The 24,494-nt window shown below is 30.9% G+C and carries 22 protein-coding genes; 3 read left to right on the top strand and 19 right to left on the bottom strand.

Annotation, left to right across the window (positions count from 1 at the left end; all coding sequences use genetic code 11):
- Positions 1 to 3: 3 nt before the first annotated feature.
- The 7 genes from J3S90_RS06160 to J3S90_RS06130 all read right to left on the bottom strand — a co-directional run bounded on the left by J3S90_RS06160 (position 4) and on the right by J3S90_RS06130 (position 5,905).
- Positions 4 to 2,196 (bottom strand): peptidase domain-containing ABC transporter, encoded by a 2,193-nt coding sequence (locus J3S90_RS06160; RefSeq protein ID WP_210645474.1) that lies wholly within the window; start codon positions 2,194 to 2,196, stop codon positions 4 to 6.
- A gap of 103 nt (positions 2,197 to 2,299) precedes the next feature.
- Positions 2,300 to 2,485, bottom strand: a complete 186-nt coding sequence (locus J3S90_RS06155; protein ID WP_210645473.1) for a hypothetical protein — start codon at positions 2,483 to 2,485, stop codon at positions 2,300 to 2,302.
- A 77-nt stretch (positions 2,486 to 2,562) separates the two neighbouring features.
- Positions 2,563 to 2,718: a hypothetical protein gene (locus tag J3S90_RS06150; protein ID WP_210645471.1), complete on the bottom strand. Its 156-nt coding sequence runs from the start codon at positions 2,716 to 2,718 to the stop codon at positions 2,563 to 2,565.
- A gap of 284 nt (positions 2,719 to 3,002) precedes the next feature.
- Positions 3,003 to 3,188 (bottom strand): hypothetical protein, encoded by a 186-nt coding sequence (locus J3S90_RS06145; protein ID WP_210645469.1) that lies wholly within the window; start codon positions 3,186 to 3,188, stop codon positions 3,003 to 3,005.
- Between the two features lie 338 nt (positions 3,189 to 3,526).
- Positions 3,527 to 3,718: a hypothetical protein gene (locus J3S90_RS06140; protein WP_210645467.1), complete on the bottom strand. Its 192-nt coding sequence runs from the start codon at positions 3,716 to 3,718 to the stop codon at positions 3,527 to 3,529.
- 122 nt (positions 3,719 to 3,840) lie between these two features.
- The gene (locus J3S90_RS06135) at positions 3,841 to 4,002 is read right to left on the bottom strand and encodes a hypothetical protein (RefSeq protein WP_210645465.1); all 162 of its coding nucleotides are present in this window, start codon (positions 4,000 to 4,002) and stop codon (positions 3,841 to 3,843) included.
- A 325-nt stretch (positions 4,003 to 4,327) separates the two neighbouring features.
- Complete coding sequence (locus J3S90_RS06130; RefSeq protein WP_210645463.1) at positions 4,328 to 5,905, bottom strand: vitamin K epoxide reductase family protein; 1,578 nt, start codon at positions 5,903 to 5,905, stop codon at positions 4,328 to 4,330.
- Positions 5,906 to 6,189: 284 nt separating this feature from the next.
- Here J3S90_RS06130 and J3S90_RS06125 point away from each other — a divergent pair, with 284 nt between their 5' ends.
- A complete protein-coding gene (locus tag J3S90_RS06125) occupies positions 6,190 to 6,330 on the top strand; it encodes a TIGR04149 family rSAM-modified RiPP (RefSeq protein ID WP_210645461.1) in 141 nt (46 codons plus the stop codon).
- A 418-nt stretch (positions 6,331 to 6,748) separates the two neighbouring features.
- On the opposite strand, the gene J3S90_RS06120 is transcribed toward J3S90_RS06125, so the two are convergent.
- Positions 6,749 to 8,371, bottom strand: coding sequence for an AraC family transcriptional regulator (locus tag J3S90_RS06120; protein WP_210645459.1), 1,623 nt, complete (start codon positions 8,369 to 8,371; stop codon positions 6,749 to 6,751).
- Positions 8,372 to 8,873: 502 nt separating this feature from the next.
- Here J3S90_RS06120 and J3S90_RS06115 point away from each other — a divergent pair.
- Entirely contained in the window at positions 8,874 to 10,052 is a 1,179-nt protein-coding gene (locus tag J3S90_RS06115; protein ID WP_188049478.1) for an acyl-CoA dehydrogenase family protein, read from the top strand.
- A gap of 71 nt (positions 10,053 to 10,123) precedes the next feature.
- On the opposite strand, the gene J3S90_RS06110 is transcribed toward J3S90_RS06115, so the two are convergent.
- The 8 genes from J3S90_RS06110 to J3S90_RS06075 form a co-directional block, all read right to left on the bottom strand.
- A complete protein-coding gene (locus J3S90_RS06110; RefSeq protein ID WP_035668621.1) occupies positions 10,124 to 10,441 on the bottom strand; it encodes a 2Fe-2S iron-sulfur cluster-binding family protein in 318 nt (105 codons plus the stop codon).
- Between the two features lie 57 nt (positions 10,442 to 10,498).
- Complete coding sequence (locus tag J3S90_RS06105; protein ID WP_188049477.1) at positions 10,499 to 10,738, bottom strand: NifU family protein; 240 nt, start codon at positions 10,736 to 10,738, stop codon at positions 10,499 to 10,501.
- A gap of 39 nt (positions 10,739 to 10,777) precedes the next feature.
- Positions 10,778 to 11,914 carry an Mrp/NBP35 family ATP-binding protein gene (locus J3S90_RS06100; protein WP_188049476.1) on the bottom strand — a complete coding sequence of 379 codons (1,137 nt, stop codon included), beginning with the start codon at positions 11,912 to 11,914 and terminating at the stop codon, positions 10,778 to 10,780.
- Between the two features lie 345 nt (positions 11,915 to 12,259).
- On the bottom strand, positions 12,260 to 12,586 hold the full coding sequence (locus J3S90_RS06095; protein ID WP_188049475.1) for an MGMT family protein: 327 nt from the start codon (positions 12,584 to 12,586) through the stop codon (positions 12,260 to 12,262).
- Positions 12,587 to 12,627: 41 nt separating this feature from the next.
- Positions 12,628 to 13,263, bottom strand: a complete 636-nt coding sequence (locus J3S90_RS06090; RefSeq protein ID WP_188049474.1) for a LysE family transporter — start codon at positions 13,261 to 13,263, stop codon at positions 12,628 to 12,630.
- Between the two features lie 46 nt (positions 13,264 to 13,309).
- Positions 13,310 to 13,987, bottom strand: coding sequence for a tRNA (guanosine(46)-N7)-methyltransferase TrmB (trmB, locus tag J3S90_RS06085; RefSeq protein ID WP_210645457.1), 678 nt, complete (start codon positions 13,985 to 13,987; stop codon positions 13,310 to 13,312).
- A gap of 118 nt (positions 13,988 to 14,105) precedes the next feature.
- Positions 14,106 to 14,618, bottom strand: a complete 513-nt coding sequence (locus J3S90_RS06080) for a nuclear transport factor 2 family protein (RefSeq protein ID WP_210645455.1) — start codon at positions 14,616 to 14,618, stop codon at positions 14,106 to 14,108.
- Positions 14,619 to 14,632: 14 nt separating this feature from the next.
- Positions 14,633 to 17,089, bottom strand: coding sequence for an AsmA family protein (locus J3S90_RS06075; RefSeq protein ID WP_210645453.1), 2,457 nt, complete (start codon positions 17,087 to 17,089; stop codon positions 14,633 to 14,635).
- Between the two features lie 516 nt (positions 17,090 to 17,605).
- On the opposite strand from J3S90_RS06075, the gene J3S90_RS06070 reads away from it, so the two are divergent.
- Positions 17,606 to 19,195, top strand: coding sequence for a L,D-transpeptidase family protein (locus tag J3S90_RS06070; RefSeq protein WP_210645451.1), 1,590 nt, complete (start codon positions 17,606 to 17,608; stop codon positions 19,193 to 19,195).
- Between the two features lie 133 nt (positions 19,196 to 19,328).
- On the opposite strand, the gene J3S90_RS06065 is transcribed toward J3S90_RS06070, so the two are convergent.
- The 3 genes from J3S90_RS06065 to J3S90_RS06055 all read right to left on the bottom strand — a co-directional run bounded on the left by J3S90_RS06065 (position 19,329) and on the right by J3S90_RS06055 (position 24,477).
- A complete protein-coding gene (locus J3S90_RS06065; protein WP_188049469.1) occupies positions 19,329 to 19,643 on the bottom strand; it encodes an HPF/RaiA family ribosome-associated protein in 315 nt (104 codons plus the stop codon).
- 383 nt (positions 19,644 to 20,026) lie between these two features.
- The gene (locus J3S90_RS06060; RefSeq protein ID WP_394369400.1) at positions 20,027 to 22,129 is read right to left on the bottom strand and encodes a prolyl oligopeptidase family serine peptidase; all 2,103 of its coding nucleotides are present in this window, start codon (positions 22,127 to 22,129) and stop codon (positions 20,027 to 20,029) included.
- A gap of 140 nt (positions 22,130 to 22,269) precedes the next feature.
- The gene (locus J3S90_RS06055) at positions 22,270 to 24,477 is read right to left on the bottom strand and encodes a TonB-dependent receptor (protein WP_210645447.1); all 2,208 of its coding nucleotides are present in this window, start codon (positions 24,475 to 24,477) and stop codon (positions 22,270 to 22,272) included.
- Positions 24,478 to 24,494: the final 17 nt, after the last annotated feature.

The raw sequence follows: 24,494 nt of genomic DNA, 5'->3' as shown, positions 1-24,494 counted from the left end.
GTACTAATTCCCTAATTGCAACTGATTTCTAACTAATTCAAAATAATTTCCTTTTTGTTCGACTAATGCAGAGTGACTTCCTATTTCTATAATTTTTCCTTTGTCTAAAACTACAATTTGATCTGCATTCATAACTGTACTTAAGCGATGTGCTATAACTACAACTGTTTTATCTTTAAAAAAAGTATCGAGTTTACCCATAATTTCTTTTTCATTGTTCGCATCTAATGCCGATGTTGCTTCATCAAAAAACAACATCTCAGGGTTTTTATAAACGGATCTAGCAATTAATAATCTTTGTTTTTGACCTGTACTCATTCCCGTTCCTTCTGAACCAATTTTAGTGTTGTAACCCAATGGCAAACCTGCAACATAGTCTTTAATATTAGCAACATCTGCTGCATATACTAATCTTTCTTTATCAATGATATCTCCGCCAACAGCTATATTATTAGCAATACTGTCATTAAAAATAAATCCTTCCTGCATAACTGCTCCAATATTAGTCCTCCATGCTTTTTGTGAAATATTCTTTAGCTGATTATTTCCTAAAACAATCTCACCTTTATCTGGTTCATAGAATTTAAGCAGTAACTTCATCAATGTTGTTTTTCCACTTCCACTTACTCCAACAATTGCAGTAACCTTATGAGCTGGAATGGTTAAATTTAAATTCTCCAAAACTGGAATGTCGGAACCTAAATATCGATAAGAAAGATTTTTAATTACAATGTCAGCATCTTTTGGAATATTATTATTTTGATAAACTTCTTGTTGTATTTCATCTTCCTTGTCGTGAATTTCAGATAGACGTGATAAGGAAATTTTTGCATCCTGCACTTCGCGAACAAATTCTATTAATTGGGTTATAGGTCCATTTAAACTCCCAACTATCGAACTGATCGCTAACATCATCCCTAAAGTAATAGAACCATCAATAACAAGTTTTGCAGATAGGAATATAATAAAAATATTTTTTAGCTCATTAATTACAGATGAACCTATAGTTTGTGTTTGCTCTAAAACAAGCCCTTTTATGGATACCCTAAACAATCTAGCTTGCACATATTCCCAACCCCAACGTTTTTGCTTCTCAGCATTATGAAGCTTAATTTCTTGCATTCCGTTGATGAGCTCTATAACCTTACTTTGCTCTTGTGAGATTTCTGAAAATCGTTTATAATCTAATATTTCTCTTCTTTTTAAGAATAGCGTGATCCAACCAAAATAAAGTAAACTTCCGGCAAAAAATACAAAAAATATTTGAAAGTTATAATAAGCAAGTACACCTCCCATAATAAACATGTTGATTACAGAGAACAACACATTAAGTGATGAAGTAGTAAGGATTCTTTCTATTCGATGGTGATCATTTATACGCTGCATAATATCACCAGTCATCCGCACATCAAAAAAAGATATTGGCAAATTCATCAATTTAATAAAGAAATCTGAAATTAAAGAGATATTTATTCTCGTTGAAAGATGCAATAATATCCAGCTTCTGATAAGTTCTAATCCTGTTTTCCCAGCAAATAGAAATAGTTGTGCAAATAGAATTAAATAAATAAAATGAATATTCTGATTTTGAATACCAACATCTACAATGCTTTGCGTCAAGAAAGGGAATATAAGCTGCAATAAACTGCTTGCCAATAAGCCGACACTTAATTGCATTAAAAATGACTTATACCTCAATACATATTGAGCTAATAAACCAAACCCAAAACCTTTATTTTCCTCTTTATCAAATTCCGACTGAAAAAACTTTGGCGTAGGTTCTAATAGTAGAGAAATGCCTTCCTCGGTAGTGTCACTAGCATTATTACCGATCCAAAATTTTATAAAATCTTCTTTACTGTATTCAATGAGTCCAAAACCTGGATCTGAAATAAAATAACTCTCTTTTTTAATTTTGTAAAGTACTACATAATGCTCTTTATTCCAATGTAGGATGCAGGGTAAAGGCGCTTCCTCTAATCTTTGAAGATTTAGCCTTACACCCAAAGTTCTAAACCCAATTTTTTCTGCAGCATCACTTAAAAATAAGAGGTTGCTCCCTTCACGAGTGGTCTCGCTAAAATCACGTAAATCTTGAATGTTTATTGTTTTACCATAATGTTTAGAAATAATTTTTAAACAAGTAGGTCCACAGTCCTTATTGTCTGCTTGTAAGTAGTTGGGGAATTTTTTCAATTTTAGATCTAATTTTTAAAACCACAATATAATTGAATAATTTTATATTCTTATAAAAAATAATAGAGAGGATAAAATCCTCTCTATTAGATACAACTAATTTTTAACTTGGCCAGCAACATCCTCCTAAAGAATAGTAATCTAATGGGCATGGTTTACCGCCTTTAAATAGAGCAAAACCAGTACTTATAGCCCTACTACATTCTTCGGTCACACCTCCATTAATACTTTTTGCTTCACTCTTACTCAATTCTTGAGCTCCCTGTAATTTTAAAATGGTTTTTAACATAATATAGAGTTTTAAATTTTCAAGTCATTCCCAATAATTTAAAGACAATTGGGACTATTGTCTAGTATAGAAAATCTTTAATTTCCTAAACAATTTTGATCCCATCTAGAGCAAATTCGTTTGGCTGGATTCCAATCTAAACAACAAGCTGGAGCTTTACCACCATTAATACTTTTCGTCTCCGTTTTTGTCAATTCATGAGTACCTTTAATATTCAATATACTTTTTAACATAATCTAAAGTCTTAAAATTTTGGTTAATAATCTTTACTTAATCTTCTGCAATACAAAAAGGTCGAGTTCCTCCTGGACATTTTATATTACAATCTACTTGTATCCAATTGCCATTAACAAAACACATACCTTGGCTACTATTACCTCCGTTAATTGATTTTTGCTCATTCTTGGTTAATTGCTGAGCTCCATCTAAATCTAAAATGTTTTTTAAAATGACAATAATTTTATAAAATTAAGTACTACAATAACGTTTTAAGTCGCATTTAAAAATTAAAAACTTTTTAATAGCATGCATCATTATAGTAATTTGGCACACAATTCCAATAAGCTGGAGTATTACCAGATTTCGGACATCTTCTCGCTGTGTAACCCTCTTCACAAACTGGTGCATTGCCTCCAATTATAGATTTTTGCTCTTTGCTATTCAATTCCTGTGCACCTTCTAAATTTAAAATATTTTTTAACATAGTTTCAGATTTAAAGTTTTTACAATAATTATCTTAAAACGATAATTATGATTTATTTTAAAAAATAATTTTTTACATTCTTTCATGCAAAAAATAAAATTAGATAAATTATCAATTCTATTCAATACAAAGCCAACAAGTGCCTTTAACACAACATTGACCTTTTGGGCATAAGTGCATTGAATCGCAAGCTAATCGCCCGCCATTGATTGATTTTTGCTCATTTCTGGTTAATTTATGAGTTCCTTGTAAATTCATGATGTTTTTTAACATAACTAAAGTTTTTAAAATTAAAAGAATAGAAATCTTTAATAAAATTTTATTGTATATTTAAACAATTAATACAAACACCAAATTCTTTTAGATCCTCCACAGCCACTTTCCCATCCAATACCAGGTGAATTAGTTTGCATAACACATCCGTTAGAAATACATTCAGCCATTTCTACAGTGATTCCTCCTTTAATACTCTTTTGCTCATTTTTTGATAATATTTGAGCACCATTTAAATTCAAGATGTTTTTTAACATAATTTATACTTTTAAAATTTGGTTAGTACCTTCATTATTTTAAGACAAAAAGGCATTATGTCTTTAATTCAGTTTTAAAACCCTCATTACTTTTCATCTAATGAAAAGAAAATTATTGTTTTTTAGCATGGATTACAAAACCATTCTCTGCCAATACGAACAGGGCATAAATAAGTTTCAGTTTGTGGGTCATAACAATCAGGAGCATTACCTCCACTAATTGATATTTGCTCATTTTTGGTCAATTCCTGAGCACCTTTTAAATCTAAAATGTTTTTTAACATAATATAAAATTTTAAAATTTGGTTAATACCCCAATCATTTAAGACAGTTAGGGCTTCTGTCTAAAATCTATAGTACTATTTGTTTAATTACAAATAGAATCATTTGGATTCATGCATAGTAATCCTTCAGCAGAGCCACAAACGGTTGATAAAAAGCAGCTTTCTACACCATGAAAATCTCCATTAATTTTCTTTTTTTCAATTGAAGTTATTTTTTAACTACTTGAAGATTTACAATATTTTTTAACATAATAAAAAGTTTTAAAATTTAGTTACATAAGTTTTTAAATAATGTAAATGGGTAATTAATTTATAAAATATAACCTTATCTGCCTGCTTCTTGACCTAAATTAGCAACATGAAAAAACTCTCTTTCTAAGTCAAAATCATTAAAGAAATATTTTAATTCGTTAATTTCATATTCTGAAGGGAATAATTTATTATTTACAATTTTCACTGGTGTATAATTAAATTTATTTTGAAGACACCAATCGTACTGCTTCTGAATTTCTTCTTTAACTTCATTACTTATGCTTTTGACTTTCCATTTTTGTTCCCAGACTTTTAAGCCTATTTGTTTCAAATGCCAATCTGTAATTGCTTCCTCCATATTGCTGGGATTAATATCATTAATTGCTAATAAACTCTCAACCACAGTTGTGTATGGATTATCTTTATTTTGTGGATTAATATTGAACAAAATATTTAAAAAAATCTTTTCAGGATATTTAGATACCAGTTCAAATCCATTTTTGAATGCTGTATGACAATGACCGCAACTTGCACTAAGAATTAAAGTAAGTTTAAGAGATGCTTCTTTATTACCAAAAGTTAATCCTTTCAAATCTTCAAATCCTTTTAGAGAAGGAATGTCTTGCAACAAGAAATCAAAAATCATATAATTTCTTTTAAATTTTGTCAGCTCCTTTATAGATTTTCCTATTTTAATTTTATCTTCTAAAAATGGTTTTATCGTAAACCAAAAAGAGGATACTAAAATTGATGAAATGAAATATATAAAAGGAAAAGAAAGCGTTTCGATTGTATTAGGCTCAATTACAAAGAACCATGCTAAACTTTGCATTAAAATAATTGATGATATAATCAAGCATAAAACACACCATTTTTTTAATTGTATTTTCTGAATCCATAAAGTATATCCGATTAATGGAAGAGAAAAAACACTAATGAACCCAATTATTACACTTGAATTTTTTGGCTCAAAGACTAAAGACAAAAGACTTATACCAAAAAAAAGCACCGGCAAATCAGAAAAACTAAGCCATTTATTGATCCTCCCATTACTAGACTTAATAATAGATTCGCACGAAGTATTGGAACTAGCATTGCAAAACTTGGAGACCATATCGTTGCTATAACCCAATTTTTCCTGAATAATAAGGATGCTAAAAAATAATCCAACAATTGTTGTTAAAAGCAAAAAATAATCATAAAAAGTATAGTTATTATAAAAAAACGAACTCCCAATTATAACTAAAGCAGGTAAAACATACTGTACTAGTTTTAAATTAATACCAGACTTCTTGTTTAGAATAATTTCGTTTGGTTCAATTACAACAACTACTCCACTCCAATCTTTTATAAATTCAGTGTATGAAAAATTTCGCTTTTCACCTTTTTCGTTGAGGGTACTAACTATAGTTAATGTTTTTGATACTAAAACTAAACTTTTATTAAAAATAGCCAAAAAAGAATCTGGTAATTCAATAAAATGCTCTTTCGGGATATTGACTGCCATATTTTCAATAGACAATAAATCTAGTGAATCGGTTATTGCAAATAAACTTGGAAAATTAGGATGTGACTGAAATAGATCTTCGAACGCTTCCTTTTGATTTGAATAATTGGTAATCTCTAAAAACTTCTGAACTAGATTTATCATAATTTTCTCTTTATAAATAAAACAGATTGATACAATCCTTTTTACAAATATGACAGTTTTTTGCGATGTATAATCTGTCTATATAGATAATTTTCAAATTATAGGACTTACAATTTATAAATTATGTTATTATAAAAATTTATTCAAAATATTGATTTTCAGTTATTTAAAAAGAAAAACAAAGCTTTAAAACACGCTACATCATAAACAAAGACACGCGCTGTCATAATCACTTAATTTTAGAAAAGTAGAATAATCTACGTATTACTAAAGAACAAAATATTATGAAAGTTGAAAAATTAAGTTTGAAAAATTTCGAAAAAAATGAGATATCTAATAAAAAATTATTAACAATTTATGGAGGTGATACAACTGACCCAAAGCCAGGAACTACTACTTCAAACTCGGGAACAGGTGTACTATAAAAGATGTTTTTATTTAAATAAATCTAACCTTAAAAAATGAAACTCAAAATCGAGTTGTTATTTATTGTATTAACATCATGAAATATAATGTTAATGTAGATTACGGTGATAATGTCAAATAATTATGGAATTCAAAATAACAAAACCAATCATATGATTTATTTTTAAAATATTAATAGGAGGAAACTAAATTTTAAAGAGAATGTAATAAAAGAAAGTTTTCAAAATTAATATTCAAGAGCAAAAAAAATGGAAACGCAAAACCCTTTATTTTTTTGTCTGTTCTGAATGTCATTATTATGTGTTTTCTGTAATATTATTATTTTTAAAATTACTGATGGAAAACTAAAAGTATTCATTACAAGTAAAAACTTTTACAGTATGAAATCTTGATTAAATCTAACTAATTTATAAGGAATTAAACAATTTCTTTCTCAAGTCCTTTAATAAATTGAATCGGTGTAACTCCTGTTCGTTTATTAAAGGATTTTGTAAATGAAACGGCATTTTTAAATCCTACACTTTCAGCAATTGCTTGAGTAGAATATTTTCTATAAGTTGCATTAGAAATCATTTCCTCAATTACATAATTTATTCTAAGTTCATTTAAATACTCACTAAACGTTTTATTATAATGATTATTAACTACGCTAGAAAGATAAGAGGTGTTAGTTTTGATTTTTTTTGCGGCAGATTGTTGGGTAAAATCAGGTTTTAAATATTCTAATTTTTTTTCTAAAAATTTTAATTTTTCTAAAATTTCATTTTCTTTTTCAATACTAATTAAAGAAGAAGTGTTTTTGACAATTTCTTGATTGATTATAATTTCTTTCTCTGAATTAATTCTATTCATTCTGTATTCCTCAATCAAATCAGCTACTTTACGTTCCGCTATTTTTTTCTTTTTAAAACCTCTTACAGCAAGGAAACCTAAAAAAACAACTAAAACACATAAAACTAAAACAACCAAAATAGTAAGATTCTTTTTGTATTTATAGTCTTCTTGAATGATTCTCATTTCCGTTTTTAATTGTTCCTTACTCTTTTTAAAATTAACTTCAGCTATTTCTTTATTCAGCTTAAATTCATTTTTTTCATAGTTTTCTAAATATATTTCCGAATATTTAGCCGCCTCTTCTTGATTTTTAAGAGCTTGGTATATTTTAGCTTGATAATAATTAGATTTTAGGAACTCTATGGGATTCGCTTTATCGGCATAATAAATTGAATCTACTTTTTTAAAATACACTAGAGATTGTTTGTATTCTTTTTTATAATAATACAAATCTCCTAAATTATATATGATCTTAGAATATTCAAGAAAAAAACCATTTTCTTTTGAGCTATTCAAAATACTTTGATATCCTTTTTCGGCTTCTGAAAAATTTTTCTTGAGGTAATAAATATTTGCTAAATTCATCTGAGCTAACATTTTATTATAATCTAAAGATTTAGAATAAATAATAGCTTTACCATAATAAAATTGAGCAGAATCTAAATATTCGGTTTTATCTATTTTACTTTTGTAGAAATCTTCATAATATTTACCTAAATTCAAATTTATTGCACTTTTATACATATTAAATTGCTCATCTGAAAATAGATACCGCATTTTATCAATCATCAGGTCAGATTGTTTAGAAATAGAAATAGCTTCTTTATAATTTCCTACCTCATTATTTATTAAGCCTATGTTTATATTAAATTTGAGTGCTTGTACACGATCATTGATACTGATAGACAATTTTCGCCCTTCTTGAAACTGATCTAATGCATGGCTAAAATCACCTCTTTTCCAAGAACTTAAACCGCCACAATTTAGCAAATAGGCATTCATTTCTATTTTATCTTTAGAAGAAGAAATCTTTTTTAAACTTTCATAGGCTCTATCCAATGAGAATTTTGAGTTCTGAACATCACCCTTAATTTGATACAAGTAGGATTTGGTTCCTTGAGCAAAAGCTTGATGCAAATGATTATTAGAAGTTTCTAATTTATCGGTATAAATAAAAGCGCTATCAATATTAGAACTTGATAACAATCTAATTTTATTTTTAAAAATCGTATATTCCTGCTCTGACAAATTAGATTTGCTTTGGGAATACGATACCGTTATCATTAAAAAAAAACAATAAAATAGATAACGCATTTCAGGTTTGGTTTAAAAAAATTAAAACCCAAATGTAAAATTAATAGATGAACAATTGAGAATAAAAATTTCAATATTTTTAAAAATGTCAGCAATAGCAATAATCTATTATATAAAATTAAAGAATAATTTATTTTTTTAGCATCAATCGCTCACTCTAGAAATCCAATAATGAAATTATTCAACCACTATAATTTAAAAACAACTTCTATTTTTTTTATTAGAGTAGATTCTTTAAAATCTAAAATTCTCTACATTTATATATAGCAATTTTCAAATAGCTTCGTACAAGCTTAAAAAAGCTATCTTTTTCACAAAATAGAAAAAATATAACATTTGTTAATGCATTTGTTATATTTCTTTGTGTAGATTTGTTCTTTTAAAATTAGCTAACATGAAACCAGATTTATTTCAATCCCCTGATTATTACAACCTAGACGATTTACTAACAGAAGAGCACAAATTAGTTCGTGATTCTGCGCGTGCTTGGGTTAAGAAAGAAGTATCGCCTATTATAGAAGATTTTGCTCAAAGAGCAGAATTTCCGAAACAAATTATAAAAGGTTTGGGCGAAATTGGCGGATTTGGCCCTTATATTCCTGAAGAATATGGAGGAGCTGGATTAGACCAAATATCATACGGATTGATCATGCAAGAAATTGAACGCGGAGATTCTGGTGTTCGTTCTACCTCTTCTGTACAATCTTCATTGGTCATGTATCCTATTTGGAAATACGGAAATGAAGAACAAAGAATGAAATATTTACCCAAATTAGCTACGGGCGAATTCATGGGATGTTTTGGATTAACAGAACCTAATTATGGTTCTGATCCAGGAAGCATGATTACCAATTTTAAAGATATGGGTGATCATTATTTGCTAAATGGTGCCAAAATGTGGATTTCTAATGCACCTTTCGCAGATATTGCCATAGTTTGGGCTAAAAATGAAGAAGGTAGAATACACGGTTTGATTGTAGAAAGAGGAATGGAAGGATTTTCTACTCCAGAAACACATAATAAATGGTCGCTTCGTGCTTCCTCAACAGGAGAATTAATTTTTGACAATGTCAAAGTACCAAAAGAGAATTTATTACCAAACAAATCGGGATTAGGTGCGCCACTTGGTTGTCTTGATTCTGCTCGTTACGGAATTGCTTGGGGTGCTATTGGTGCTGCCATGGATTGTTATGATACTGCTTTGCGTTATGCAAAAGAAAGAATTCAGTTTGATAAGCCTATCGCAGGAACACAATTACAACAAAAGAAATTAGCCGAAATGATTACTGAAATCACAAAAGCACAATTGCTAACTTGGAGATTAGGAGTGTTAAGAAATGAAGGAAGAGCTACAACAGCACAAATTTCAATGGCTAAAAGAAACAATGTAGATATGGCCATTCATATCGCTCGTGAAGCAAGACAAATGTTAGGCGGAATGGGAATTACAGGAGAATACTCGATTATGCGTCACATGATGAACTTAGAGTCTGTAATTACTTACGAAGGAACACATGATATTCACTTATTGATTACAGGAATGGATATAACTGGAATTCCAGCATTCAAATAAGTCAATCAATATTAGATACTATGCTTATTAATAAAGCAAAAAAAATCCCGATAAATATCGGGATTTTTTATTTAATTTTCTGGAGCTAGTTCTAACTCTAAACCTTCTAGACTTTCAGTAATTGGGATTTGACAACCCAAACGACTATTTGATTTTACATAAAATGCTTCAGAGAGCATCGCCTCTTCATCATCACCCATTTCTGGTAATGCTACATCGTTTAAAACATAACACTGACAAGATGCACACATTGCCATTCCGCCACAAGTTCCTTCAACTGGTAACTCGTATGCTTTACACAACTCCATGATATTCATCGCCATATCTGTAGGCGCTTGTAATTCATGAACAACTCCTTCTCTATCTTTAATTTTTATTAATACATCCATCAATTGGTTGTGCGTTTAAAGTTTTATTTTTTAATGTATAAAATTCAAATAAACAAATTATAAAATATTTACAACCGTTTCTATTTGTGGCGCAAACTTTTTAATAGTAGTTTCTACTCCAGCTCTTAGTGTCATTTGATTTACACTACAACTAGTACAAGCCCCTTCAAGACGCACTTTTACATGCTTGCCGTCCTCAATAGAGATTAATGTAATATCACCACCGTCAGAAACCAAAAAAGGTCTAATTTCTTCTAATGCTTTTTGAACTTCAATTGTTAATTCTTCTGTTGTCATATTAATTTTATTATTGCTAATTGCAGAGCCGTTAATCGATTACTTTTTAACTGATGAGCAACCCGCCATAGTTGTTATTTTTACAGCTTCAGTGGCTGGTAAATTTTCATTTCTGCTAATCACTTCGCGCACTACATTTCGCGTAATTTCTTCAAAAACAGTAGCTGTAACTGAACCTGTTTGCATGGCTGCTGGGCGACCATAATCACCAGCTTCACGAATAGACTGCACAATTGGTACTTCTCCTAGGAAAGGAACCTCAAGATCTTCAGCAAGATTCTTAGCTCCTTCTTGTCCGAATATGTAATATTTGTTTTCTGGTAATTCCTCGGGTGTGAAATAAGCCATGTTTTCGATGATTCCCAAAACTGGAACATTAATCGCATCAGACATGAACATCGAAACTCCTTTTTTAGCATCTGCTAATGCCACTGCTTGTGGTGTGCTTACAATTACAACTCCTGTAATAGGTAAGGCTTGTACAATTGAAAGGTGAATATCGCCCGTTCCTGGAGGTAAATCTACTAGCATAAAATCTAATTCTCCCCAGTCTGCATCAAAAATCATTTGATTTAAGGCTTTAGAAGCCATCGGACCTCTCCAAATAACAGCTTGACTTGGTGAAGTAAAAAATCCAATAGAAAGAATTTTTACTTCATAGCTTTCCACTGGTTTCATTTTTGATTTCCCATCAATAGTTACAGAAACTGGTTTTTCGCTTTCTACATCAAACATAATTGGCATCGATGGACCATAAATATCTGCGTCAAGAATCCCTACTGAGAATCCCATTTTTGCTAATGAAACTGCAAGGTTTGCTGTAACAGTAGATTTTCCAACTCCTCCTTTACCAGAAGCTACTCCGATAATATTTTTTATTCCTGGAATTGCTTTTCCTTTAATCTGATTTGGATTTTCAGCAACTGCAGCTTCTACTTTAGTATTAACCTTAACTTTAGCATCAGGAGAAACTAAATCATGGATGGTTTTCTTGATATCTTCTTCTGCTCTTTTCTTAATGTGCATTGCTGGCGTGTGTAACACTAAATCTACCACTACTTCATCTCCAAAAGTGATCACATTTGCAACTGCTCCGCTTTCTACCATATTTTTTCCTTCTCCAGCTACAGTAATTGTTTCTAAAGCTTTTAGGATGTCTTTTCTATCTAATTTCATTTTGAATTTACTTTTTCTGTTGGTATTTTACACCAAAATATTATCTTTATTTAAACTGATTTCAGATTACAAAGATAACAGATTAAGTTCTTAAAATAAAGGAATTACATCGGATTTATTGATGATAGAATTGCGCGTATTTATTTGATTTTTCACAAGAAAAATAACAGTTAGTAATTTTAGAAAATCAAAAAGAAAAACTACTGAATTTTAATACATTTAAATTTTGAATGTTCATGAATTGGCATTAAAACCCTTATTTAAAACCTATGCCTAATTTATAAATATAAAAAACTATTTCAGAGTACAAGGATTCCAAAAACATCTAAAAAAACAATTAATGTATTACAATCGCACTTCTGGAATCCAAAGCACCTTATCGAAATCCACGATCTGATTGTTGACAATTACTATTCCTTCGTTTTCAAGTAATTGTTGCATCAAATTGGTACCGTCAAAGTGAAGTTTACCCGTTAACAACCCATTTCTATTAACAACTCTATGTGCTGGAACATCGTCTAGATTATGGGAAGCGTTCATTGCCCAACCTACCATTCTTGCTGAACGTGCAGTTCCTAGTGCTTTGGCAATAGCACCATAAGACGTCACTTTACCGTAAGGAATTTGTCTAACGACTTCGTAAACCCTTTCAAAAAAGTTGTCGTTTGTCATTGCTTGAGGATTAAAAATATATTGAAAGTTTATTTTAGAAATTAACTCCAATAATACTTTATAATATTAAATAAGGTAAGTGCTGATATTAAACCGGTTATGCTTCCTATAATAGTATTCATATTGCGCATAAAATAATCGGTTTTGTGTTGGATTTTTTGAAAGAAGGTGATGTAAAAATAAAATACTAAAAAAGAACCCAATACTACACCCGTAACAAAAACAAAAATAGAGGTAATATCAAAATAAAATAAATTGTAAGAAGCTAAGGTTACGCTAACAAAAACGTAATAGGGAATGGGGAAAAAGTTTAAAACCGAGAGCAACATTCCTAGAAAAAAACGTGTAGAGGTACTTCTTTTCTTTATTTTACCTTTTTTCTTTTTGGGCTTTTTAGCAATAAACAAAAAGTAAATCGTTAATGCCAAAAATATACCCAATCCTACTTCTCTCAATAAAACAATTACCTCTGGACGGCTTTTGATATATTGTGCGAAAAAAATAGCCAATGTAGCTTGAAAAAAAATCACCAAAATTGCACCTAAAACAAACCAATACGCACTTTTTTTACCTTCTTTTAAATTCACTTTGGTAGCCGTCATATTGATCAAACCTGGAGGCGTAATCCCTATAACAGCAGTAACAAAACCCAAGAACAAAGAAGTGATTAAATTCATAGTCAAAATGCGGATGTCATAACGAAGATATGCTCTTCAAAAAAAATTATTGTTTGATTTTGAATCGAATATACGTAATTGCTTTGTTAACTTCCAAATATTGTTTTTCGTAAAAAGTTTGAAAAGCAGTTACTTCTTCTGGACTTCCTTCGTTAACATAAACATTATGATTGGCGTATAAAACTTCGTGACCTTCTCCATGCAGCAACCCTAAAGTATAACCATGCATAAACTCACTGTCTGTTTTTAAATTAACAACGCCGTCTTTTTTAAGGATTTTTTTATACAATTGTAAAAACTCAGAGTTTGTCATCCTATGTTTAGTACGTTTGTATTTGATCTGAGGATCTGGAAAAGTAATCCAAATTTCGTCTACTTCATTTTCTGCAAAAATATGATTGATCAATTCGATTTGGGTACGAATAAAAGCAACGTTATGTAAACCTGTTTCTACAGCAGTTTTTGCACCACGCCAAAAACGAGCTCCTTTGATATCTATACCAACAAAGTTTTTATTAGGATACCTTTCGGCAAGTCCTACTGAATATTCTCCTTTTCCACATCCTAATTCTAGAACTAATGGATTTTCATTTTTAAAGAATTCAGCATTCCATTTTCCTTTTAACGGAAATAAGTCTCCCACTACTTCCTCTCTTGTAGGTTGAAAAACATTTGTGAACGTCTCGTTTTCTTTGAATCTCTTTAATTTATTTTTGCTTCCCACTTTTTTATAATATTTCGGCAAAATTAAGGAATTATATATGACTGAACGATTAGTAAGCAAAATTTAATTCCGACTCATAATACTTAACAACTATAAAGGCAGTTTTATAACCAAAAAACTATAGCTTTTTCTTTTCTAATTCTTTTATCAATTGTTCTTCTATACCTTCTTTGATCTTTATAATTTCACGGCTCGTAGCATTAGGAATCGTCATAGAGAGCACATATTGTTGTATTTTCCATTTTTTCCCTGATTTGACTAGTATTCCTGAACCACGACAAATTTTCATCTGTGTATTTAACAACTCATCAAACCAGGCGGTTTTACCAGAATTATCAAAGAAAACATGACGTTCTAAAGCGGTAAAACTCCATGCTTTTCCTTTATCAAAATGAGGTTTAGCATACGCCTGAAATTCTTGTTTGTTCCAATTTTCTGTAGCATCTGTTCCAATAAAAACAGCATCATCAGCCATCAATTCGAAATAGCCATTGTAATCTGCATTAGCTGCAGCTTTATGCCAAGCATCCATGGTTTCGTTAATTTCAACTACAGCAGATGCTTTATTTTCTTGTTTACTTTTGCAACCTAATACCAATAAAGCGACCAGAATAATACATAATTTCTTCATAATACAATAGATTTTTAGTTGTGGTTTTTATTCCATCTAATTTTAATTTTCCCTCCTTCATCAATAGCTAGTAAATACAGTACGACACCATTGTAACGTTTCTCCTCTTTTTCTATATTACTGGTAATGAGTTCGTCTTTTTTTGGATTTCTAAGAGGAATAGTCATTGCTAAATTGGTTCCTGCTCCAAAAGAATAGACTCCATCGACATCCAAATTCAGAATATTAGAACTTACCTTCAAATCTTTTACGGTTACTAAATCGCAATTAATCTTAAAATTTCCTGATAAATCGCTAAAAACAACGTTGTTTACCTCTCTAAATGGAAAAGCGAATTTACCTATATTTGTTAAAGGCTTAAAATCAATTAGAGCACCATTTTTTACATCAAACTTGGCTGTTCCTCCAAGAGAATTTGTCTTAAGTTGTCCGCCAGAAAGCAATCTGCCCGAAACAGAAGCGGAGGCATTTAGTAATCCTTTTAAATTTTTTGGTTGAAAGGATTGAATTCCAAAATTATTAAACGCTGCCAAAAATTTAGCAATATCTACTTTATTGATTTGTGCGTTAGATTGCAACAAAAAAGTATCAGAATCAGGAGTTAGTTTTCCATCAAATGTAATCGTTCCGCCTGCACTTGCTACCGAACCGTTTTTTACAATTAGTTGATTATTAGCTAATAAAACCAAGGCATTTGCATTCGTAGCCTCTAACTTGCTATAAACCATTTTATCTGCTTTTAGGTTTAATAGTACTTGGCATTTATCAATTACAGAATACATTTTATCAGAAAAATTGTTGTTATCTTTTTTGGTAATTATTTTTTTATGATTAGCATTCGTAATTACTCCAGCAAATTGTTTTACATCAAGAAATGGAGCATAAATATCCCAATTCACAATCATTTTTTCAGGATTATCGTAATAAAGAGTTAGAAAGTTATCTATTTTTCCATGCATAAAAACGGCGTTGCGACGATCGTTAAAGTTTATTTTTTTTATTATAAGTGCTTTTTCAGTAAAATCAAGATCAATATTGGTTTTTACAAAAGTTAGATTTCTTGGTCCGTAATATATCACTGCATTTTTGACGGTTGTATTTCCGGTAAATAGAGGTTTTTGAATTCTTAAATTGGAAACACCAAATTTGAAATCTAGATTCACATTGGCTTGACCATCAGAAAAATGCATAAAATCTTTGGGAATAATTTCATTCAACCGCGAAACTTCAAAATCTGATTTAAAAGTGCCCGCAACAATTGTCTTTTCAAAATTGGCAATAATCCCATTTGGAATTTTAAAAGGAATAGTTTTGTATTTTCCCTCAAAATTAGTTAATGTAATAGTCGAATTTACATCATTACAAGCGGTAGTTTTTACGTATTGATTTGTAAAGCTAGCCTCAAAACTACAGTCGTTAATTATACCATCTGGAATTTTAAGTTCATTATTTTTTATTTTTGTTATTACCTTAATTTCAGGGTCTCCAACAGCATTCATATCACCAATAATAGTACAAAGAACAGGAATTGGCTTTTTTAAATCAAACTGATTAATTCTGTCGCTGATATTTGCACTTAATAAAGCAGAAGCATTCTGCCATAAAATGGTCGTTTTTATAGCAATATCAAACGGTGATTTGTTTTTATCTAAACTAAAATTTGCTTTGATATTAAAGATTTCTTCACCAATTAAAAGTTTATCTGTAGCCACACTAATTTTATTTTTAGCATCGGAAAAACTAACTTTAAGCACGCCTTCAACTATTTTACCCCTTATAAAACTACCTCTTTGAGTATTGAATGCCATGCTTTTTGCAAGCGATTTTAAATACAAATTGGTGTTCCAATTTTCGTTATCAAAATCTATTCTGCTGCGAAGTGCAATGATATTAAAATCAAATAATTTATTTCCGAGTTGATTTTCTGAAATGAAATGAACCTCATCAAAGACAATTTCGTTAAAGGTGGAAGTGGCAGCGCTTTTAGACTTATCAATTTTTGCTTTGGGTCTAAAAATAGCTGTATTTACAATTCCGTCTTTTCCCTTGTACAAATGGATTGTCGCCCTTTGAATTTCAATTTTATCGATACTAATTTCATTATGCAGCAAACCCAATACATTCATTCGAACCTCAATTTCATCTGCTTTCAGCAAAGTGCGTTTATGCAAAAAATACAAACTATCTCTTAATTCTACTTGACTTAAAGCCAAAGTCATATTTGGAAATCCTTTTAGAAATTTATAATTGATATCATTGATGTGAATTGTTCCGGTGATATTATCGTTAATCTTAGCATTAATTTGTGTAACTATTTTTGCTTTATTATGATTAAAATAAAAAGCAAGACCTATAGCAGATAGAAAAAAAAGGAGGACCAATCCTAGAAAAAACAATACAGTGTATTTAATTATTTTTCTAAAACTTGCTCCTTCACTATAAACTGAGCTATGCTTCCAAAATTGTTTCATCGATGCTTGTTCTCTAATTTGAATACAAGGTAGCTAAATTTAGTAGCTTATGACGTTTGAGAGCTAGAAACTGTTCTCTAAAATTATTTTTACCTAAGCTTTTTAATTATTTAATGTCAAAAAACAAATCATGAGTATGACAGTAAATAACTTATTACCAATTAATTAAAACAAGACAAAGTTTTTGCTATTTTTATATCTTTAAAAAAAATGCTGGAATCCCTTTAAATCACTTGAGAGTTATTTTTTTTTATATAATGTGGAATAGACATTACATAATTATTGGATTCTAAAAACCTAAATGCGCTATTAAATGTATCATTTTCTTTGCTTATTTTTAAAGTAATTATTGATAACCAGTTCCTTAAGTCAAAAAAAACATTCGGATTAATTGGTATTCAAAAATTAATTTTTAAGTTCAAAAATTGGCACTATTTTAAACAAGTAATTCAGCACAAGATTTGATGTACTTTTGCTATTGATTTAGTGTATTCTAAACACATTAAAATTAGATTTATGAAGAAAAAAATTACTCCTATACTCCTGATTGCTTTTACATTTTTATTTGTTTTGGTTTCTTGTAAAAAGAAAATTGAGAGTCAACCTGCAATAGTTCCAGCTACTATTAACACCATTGAAGTTGCTTTTGATAGCACACAAATTAAAACTTTTTTCCAGAAATATCCGGATCTAATTTCCTATCAAGCAGAAGTAGAAGAACTTTATCGCAAGCATCAATCTCATTATATTTGGTTTGATAAAGATGGTCTTAACGAATTTTCTGGTTTGCTTTATAACAAAGTAAACAATCTAAGTTCAGAAGGCGTAGAGACTGTGATTCCTTATAAAGAAAAATTTGATGCAATTTATAGCAATCCAGAAAACAATAAAAAAGCCAATGTAGATACCGAGTTATTAAGTTCGTCATTGTACTTTTTCTACGCACGAAAAGTTTATGCTGGTATCGACAATCAAAAAACTAATGATTTAGAATGGTTTTTGCCTCGAAAAAAACAAAGTTATGTTCATTTTTTAGACTCTTTATTAGTAGATCCATCTTTGATTAATAAGGAAGAGAAAGGCGTTTTAAAACAGTATTATCTTTTAAAAGATGTATTGCAAAAATACCAAAAAATAGAAAAAAAAGGAGGCTGGGACACGATCTCGCTAAATCCTAAAGTAAAGTCGTATGTACCAGGCGATAGTGCAACAGCAATTGCACAAATAAGAAAATATTTATTTGTTACCGATGCCATTTCTAGTGATTCTAAAAGTATGGTTTATGATGAAGAATTAGCAGCGGGCGTTTTGAACTTTAAAAAGAGTAGCGGGAATGCTATAAATAAAACGATTTTGCCAGAACATATTAAATACATGAATGTTCCTATTAGCCAACGCATCAAAACGATTATGGTAAATATGGAACGTTGCCGATGGATTTCGAATGATATTATTAAAGCGAAAGAATTAATCGTGGTTAATATTCCTGCCTTCGAATTAACTTTTTTTAGAGATGGCAAACCCGAATTACACTCTAGAGTTGTTGTAGGCAAGACTATGAATAAAACCGTTATTTTTAGTGCTCCAATGAAATACATTGTTTTTAGACCTTACTGGAATGTACCAACGAGTATTTTGAAAAAAGAAATTCTACCTGCTATCGAAAAAAATCCAAATTATTTGGCACAACATAATATGGAATGGAATAATAATTCTGTGAGGCAAAAACCGGGAACATCAAATTCTTTAGGATTAGTAAAATTTCTATTTCCCAATTCGAATGATATTTATTTACATGACACTCCCTCAAAAAGTTTGTTTAATAGAGACACTCGCGCCTTTAGTCATGGATGTATCCGAGTGGCAAAGCCAAGAGAACTTGCCGCTGCAATCATGAAATACGACACCAAATGGAATGCAGAAAAAATTAATGCCAAAATGGATAGTGGAGACGAATATTGGTATACGCTTAAGAACAAAATTCCGGTTTATATTGGTTATTTTACATCTTGGGTAGGTGATGATGGCATTATCCGATTTTATGATGATGTGTATAAAAGAGATGATAAGCTAGCCTCCATTTTATTTGAAAATAAAGTTAAATAAGAGTTTTACAATTAATTGAAGAAAAAATAATGACCAAAAATCTAAAGTTTAATCACTTATTGATTCCATAAAAAAAATGACACGATCTAAAAGTAAGATCGTGTCATTTTTTTTATACTAAAAACAGTACTATTTAATACGTTTTCTTTTTTTCAAAAGTGGTTTCTAATACTTTTTTGATTTTATCCAATGCACCATGAAATGCTTTTTCAGTAGTGTCGGCATGATTTGTAACCGCAACAGGCTGCATATTTATCGGACGCGCTTCAATAAGGCAACGCTTATCGTTGGTTCCTGATTTATCACTATTCTCATCACCAAGATGTACTTCTAAACGAGTTATTTTATCTTCAAAACGAGCTAAAGCAGTTTGTAATTCTTCTGAAATATATGCTTTTAAACGTGCGTGTCCTTCTACGTTATTGTCTGTGTTGATTTGTACTGTCATGTTCTATTTATTTAATGTTTGTCTCTCAAATTTACCGAAAAGGTTATCAAAAAACGACTGCATTAATAAAACATTGTGAAAAAAATTGAAAGAAAATAATGATTTTTCCGAAAATGAAAAAACAATGCTTATTGTATTTGTTTTAGAGTGTAAATTGGATAATATACCTCAGCTGTTTTAAAATTATAAATAGCTAAATCAAAATAAGAAAGCCATATTACATAAAACAAAAAACGCCATTCTTACGAATAGCGTTTTATTGAAAACTAAAATTGTTTTAAGCAAAAGACCATAGCCCTGATGGAAACGGCATCCCCCGCTTTTTAGCGGGGATACAGTGTACAGCAGGAAATAGCTCCTTAAAAAAGTAAAACTAAGGAGAATTATTTAGACTCTGGCAATTTTTGAATGCCCATATTATAAAGTGTGAATGCCTGAATGTCTACGTTTTCCTGAATAGTTGCTGCAACAGATTTTCCGGCTCCATGTCCTGCATTGATATCAATACGAATTAGAACTGGATTTGTTCCTGCTTGCTTATCTTGTAATTCAGCTGCAAATTTAAAACTGTGTGCTGGTACCACTCTATCATCATGATCGCCAGTAGTTACCATTGTAGCTGGATATTGAATGTCTTTTTTTACATTGTGAACTGGAGAATAGCCTTTAAGATAATTAAACATCTCTTTGCTGTCTTGGGCTGTTCCATAATCATAAGCCCATCCTGCTCCTGCGGTAAAAGTATGATAACGCAACATATCCATTACGCCCACTGCTGGTAAAGCTACTTTCATCAAATCTGGTCTTTGTGTCATAGTTGCCCCTACAAGCAAGCCACCATTTGATCCGCCACGAATGGCAAGATACTGAGAAGATGTATATTTTTGAGCTATTAGGTATTCTGCCGCTGCGATGAAATCATCAAATACATTTTGTTTTTGCATTTTAGTTCCTGCATCGTGCCATTTTTTACCGTATTCTCCACCACCACGTAAATTAGGTACTGCATAAACCCCTCCGTTTTCCATCCAAACGGCATTGGCAATACTAAAACTTGGAGTTAAGCTAATATTAAAACCACCATAAGCATATAGAATTGTTGGGTTTTTTCCATCCAGTTTTAATCCTTTTTTATGAGTGATAATCATTGGAATTTTGGTTCCATCTTTAGAGGTATAAAACACCTGTTTTGATTCGTATTGTTCACTCTTAAAATCTACTTTTGGTCGTTGATAAATACTAGAAATTCCTGTTTTTGCATCAAATGAATACGTAGAACCTGGCGTAATATAATTGGTAAACGAATAGTAAAGTATATTCTCTTTTTTCTTACCACCAAAACCTTCTGCAGTTCCTACTCCTGGCAATTCGATTTGACGAATTAGTTTCCCTGAATAATCATATTGTTTTACTACCGAAACGGCATCTTGCATGTAGTTGGCAAAGAAATAACCAGCACCCGTTGAAGTCGTTAATACGTTTTCTGTTTCTGCGATAAAGTTTTTCCAGTTGGCTGGTTTTGGATTATTTACATCAACCGTTACAATGCGTTTGTTAGGCGCATTCCAATCTGTATCTATAAATAATTTTGTGCCTTCGTTTTCAATAATAGCATTACTGCTTTTGAAGTTATCAACGATAGTTACAATAGGACTATTGGCTTTTGTTAAATCTTTAATGTACAATTCGTTACCATAAGTAGAATTTGCTGCTGTAATTACCAAATAATCATCATCTTCTGTAACGCTTCCGCCAACATAACGGCGTTTTTTATCTGCCCCAAAAATAACCTTATCTGTTTTTTGTGCCGTTCCTAATTTATGAAAATACAGTTTGTGTTGATCTGTTTTTGCCGATAGCTCGCTTCCTTTAGGTTTATCATAACTAGAGTAATAAAATCCTTCATTCCCTTTCCAAGAAACTCCGCTAAATTTTACATCCACAATAGTATCTTCGATAATTTTTTGAGAGATTGCATCCATAATAATTACTTTTCTCCAGTCACTACCGCCTTCAGAGATTGCATAAGCTACTTTAGATCCATCTTTAGAAAAGTCTAAACCACCAAGTGAAGTAGTTCCATCTTTAGAAAAAGTATTTGGATCTAGGAAAATAGTTTCGTTTCCTTTGGCATCTTTTCTGTACAAAACCGATTGGTTTTGCAAACCATTATTTTTATAGTAATACGTAAATTCACCTTCTTTGAAAGGCGCACCTATTTTCTCATAATTCCATAATTTTTCCATGCGTGATTTTAGCGCATCTCGAAAAGGAATTTTAGACAAATAATCGTAGGTAACTTCATTTTGAGCTTTTACCCAAGCTCCCGTTTCGGCAGATTTATCATCTTCTAGCCATCGATAAGGATCAGCTACTTTAGTATCAAAATAAACGTCGACAGTTGTCCCTTTTGTGGTTTGTGGATATTTCATTGTAGTTGCTTTTTGATCTTGACCAAAAGTTGCCAATGTAGAAGACACAGCCATAATTAAAAAAGTTTTTTTCATTAGATTCTGTTTTAGGTTGTTACAAACATAGGAAAATTGTGCCTGCGGTTTGTATGTGAAAGTCTTAAATAAAACCAAAAAGCGCTTTCTTTTGAAAAGCGCTTTTTTTTTGTATTACTCTATAAATTAAAATTGATTCCCAAAATGATGTTGCGTCCTATATTAGGAATTCCATCGGTTTTAAGACGAGAAAGGTGTGCAATGTATTTTTTATCCAGTAAATTATTACCGTTGATATTGACATCAAATAGTGTTTTTCCTAATTTGACTGTTCCGCCCAAGCCTAAATTTACTAAAGTGTAACCGTTTGATTTCGTTTCAAAACCACTCACGTTTTTTTGATTAAAAGTACTCGACACATTCAACGTAGCAAATCCTTCCTCCAACCAATTTTTAATTTTAAATTCGGTTCTAATGGTATTATCCCAATTATTAGCGGGTATTAATGGCAAGTATTCTCCATTTTCTTTTTCTCCAGTTACGGTTTCAAAACTAGTTTCGAAATGCAACCAATCTAATGGATGTGGATGAAAATGCAAACCTATTTCCCCTCCGTACAATTTTGCGTTATTTTGTATGTAATCAAAAACTAAATTAGAATCGATAATTTCTCCTGTTGGAGAGGTATAAATATAATTATTGATGTGATTGTAAAAACCATTTACAAAAAACTCAAAATGACTGTTTTTATATTCTAAATTTACATCTGTTTGTACGTTTTGTTCTGTTTTTAAATCGCTATTTCCTACTTCATAACGATTGGTTCCTTCATGAACTCCATTAGAAGTTAACTCCGCTAAATTAGGCGCTCTAAATCCAGAAGCCACATTTAAACGTAAAGTCAAATCATCTGTCAAACTTGTTTTGTATCCTAAAGAAGCATTAAAACTATCGTAGCTTTTATTAATCGCTTCAAAAGAGCCCTCTTCTCCTGCAATTCCTTGAGCATCTGTTGTAATTTTTCTATTGTCGAAACGCAATCCTGCTTGCAAGACATTGGTATTCCATTCGTAATTCGCGGTTCCAAAAACTCCAAAATCATTAGTCACAGCATCAGGAATTAAATATTCTTCTCCGGAGTTTCTGTTAGTTTGGTGCATTCCTTGAAGTCCAACAATCGTTTCTATACTTCCTAGTTTTGGTAAATGATATTTTGCACTATAGTTAAAGGTTTTCAATTTCATGTGTAAGACAGCTTCATTACTGTCCTCAAACTCGCTTCTGTCATTAGCAATATAACCCAAGTCAAGATCCAACTTTGAATTTTTAAAATAAAGTATTGAATTTAAACTCAACAAATGATTGAAGATTCCTTGTTTTGGAAATTCTGTTTTCTTACTTGTTGTTTGTTCTTCAATTCCCTCTTCTGGAATCCCTAAGTCCAACTTATTATAATTGTATCGCAATACAGTAGAAAAACTAGAGTTATTATATCCTACACCTGTCTTGAAATCAGTTTCGTTGTATCGTGTATTAGTTACTCGGTCGCCATTGGCAATTTTATAATCAGAATGCGTATTATAACTTCCGCGTGTCATAAATTTCCAATTATCGGTACTTGTTTTTAGTCCCAAAGAAGAATTACTTCCTTGAGTGTTAGCAAAATATTTTTGACTAAAGTTGCCTTTAAAAGTATTGGCATTGGCAAATTTTTCTGGGTTAAAATATAAAACACCACCCAAAGCATCAGAACCATAAAGTAAAGAAGCCGGACCTTTGATTACCTCAACACTTTCTATACCCGAATCATTTAAACCCAAACCGTGCTCATCTCCAAATTGTTGATTTTCTATTCTAACGCCTTGCGAATATACAAGTACACGGTTTCCACTTAAACCTCGAATAACAGGCTTGCCTATAGAAGTTCCTGTTGAAACTTGAGAAACTCCAGGAATGGTAGCCAATCCTTCGATTAGAGTTGCTGTTCCTTTGCGTTGTAGGTTTTTGATGCTTTCATGCTCCACTTTCATCACGTTTTGTGATTGAATCTTATTAAAAGCCGTTGAAACGATCACCTCGTCCATTTGAAAAATTGCTTCTTCAAGTGTTATATTTAGTTCATTTTCTTTAAGAGCGGTTCTTACTGTTTTATTTTGCGTTGCAAATCCCAAAAAGGCAAAAGTGATCCTAAGATTTCTATTGGGTAAATCCGAAATTAAATATTTTCCGTTTTCATCAGTAGTCGTCTCTTTATGCAATTCTGACAATGAAACTGAAACTCCTTTTATGGGTTGGTTTGACAAATCAGTTACGGTTCCAGAAATAGAATTTTGAGCCTGTAATATAGCAGACAGCCCTAAAAATAAGGCTATAATAAATTTTTTCATTAAAATGATTATAATTT

Source organism: Flavobacterium flabelliforme, assembly GCF_017948675.1.
GTDB lineage: Bacteria > Bacteroidota > Bacteroidia > Flavobacteriales > Flavobacteriaceae > Flavobacterium > Flavobacterium pygoscelis.
The sequence above is the reverse complement of the archived record's forward strand: the minus strand, read 5'-3'. Positions and strand labels throughout refer to the sequence as shown.

Coding starts and splice junctions, on each gene's coding strand:
- J3S90_RS06125 (WP_210645461.1), top strand. CDS start 6,190: ATGAAAGTTGAAAAATTAAGTTTGAAAAATTTCGAAAAAAATGAGATA.
- J3S90_RS06150 (WP_210645471.1), bottom strand. CDS start 2,718: ATGTTAAAAAGTATATTGAATATTAAAGGTACTCATGAATTGACAAAA.
- J3S90_RS06070 (WP_210645451.1), top strand. CDS start 17,606: ATGAAGAAAAAAATTACTCCTATACTCCTGATTGCTTTTACATTTTTA.
- J3S90_RS06115 (WP_188049478.1), top strand. CDS start 8,874: ATGAAACCAGATTTATTTCAATCCCCTGATTATTACAACCTAGACGAT.
- J3S90_RS06145 (WP_210645469.1), bottom strand. CDS start 3,188: ATGTTAAAAAATATTTTAAATTTAGAAGGTGCACAGGAATTGAATAGC.
- J3S90_RS06080 (WP_210645455.1), bottom strand. CDS start 14,618: ATGAAGAAATTATGTATTATTCTGGTCGCTTTATTGGTATTAGGTTGC.
- J3S90_RS06095 (WP_188049475.1), bottom strand. CDS start 12,586: ATGACAAACGACAACTTTTTTGAAAGGGTTTACGAAGTCGTTAGACAA.
- J3S90_RS06065 (WP_188049469.1), bottom strand. CDS start 19,643: ATGACAGTACAAATCAACACAGACAATAACGTAGAAGGACACGCACGT.
- J3S90_RS06100 (WP_188049476.1), bottom strand. CDS start 11,914: ATGAAATTAGATAGAAAAGACATCCTAAAAGCTTTAGAAACAATTACT.
- J3S90_RS06140 (WP_210645467.1), bottom strand. CDS start 3,718: ATGTTAAAAAACATCTTGAATTTAAATGGTGCTCAAATATTATCAAAA.
- J3S90_RS06055 (WP_210645447.1), bottom strand. CDS start 24,477: ATGAAAAAATTTATTATAGCCTTATTTTTAGGGCTGTCTGCTATATTA.
- J3S90_RS06105 (WP_188049477.1), bottom strand. CDS start 10,738: ATGACAACAGAAGAATTAACAATTGAAGTTCAAAAAGCATTAGAAGAA.
- J3S90_RS06155 (WP_210645473.1), bottom strand. CDS start 2,485: ATGTTAAAAACCATTTTAAAATTACAGGGAGCTCAAGAATTGAGTAAG.
- J3S90_RS06130 (WP_210645463.1), bottom strand. CDS start 5,905: ATGATAAATCTAGTTCAGAAGTTTTTAGAGATTACCAATTATTCAAAT.
- J3S90_RS06110 (WP_035668621.1), bottom strand. CDS start 10,441: ATGGATGTATTAATAAAAATTAAAGATAGAGAAGGAGTTGTTCATGAA.
- J3S90_RS06090 (WP_188049474.1), bottom strand. CDS start 13,263: ATGAATTTAATCACTTCTTTGTTCTTGGGTTTTGTTACTGCTGTTATA.
- J3S90_RS06135 (WP_210645465.1), bottom strand. CDS start 4,002: ATGTTAAAAAACATTTTAGATTTAAAAGGTGCTCAGGAATTGACCAAA.
- J3S90_RS06075 (WP_210645453.1), bottom strand. CDS start 17,089: ATGAAACAATTTTGGAAGCATAGCTCAGTTTATAGTGAAGGAGCAAGT.
- J3S90_RS06060 (WP_394369400.1), bottom strand. CDS start 22,129: ATGGCTGTGTCTTCTACATTGGCAACTTTTGGTCAAGATCAAAAAGCA.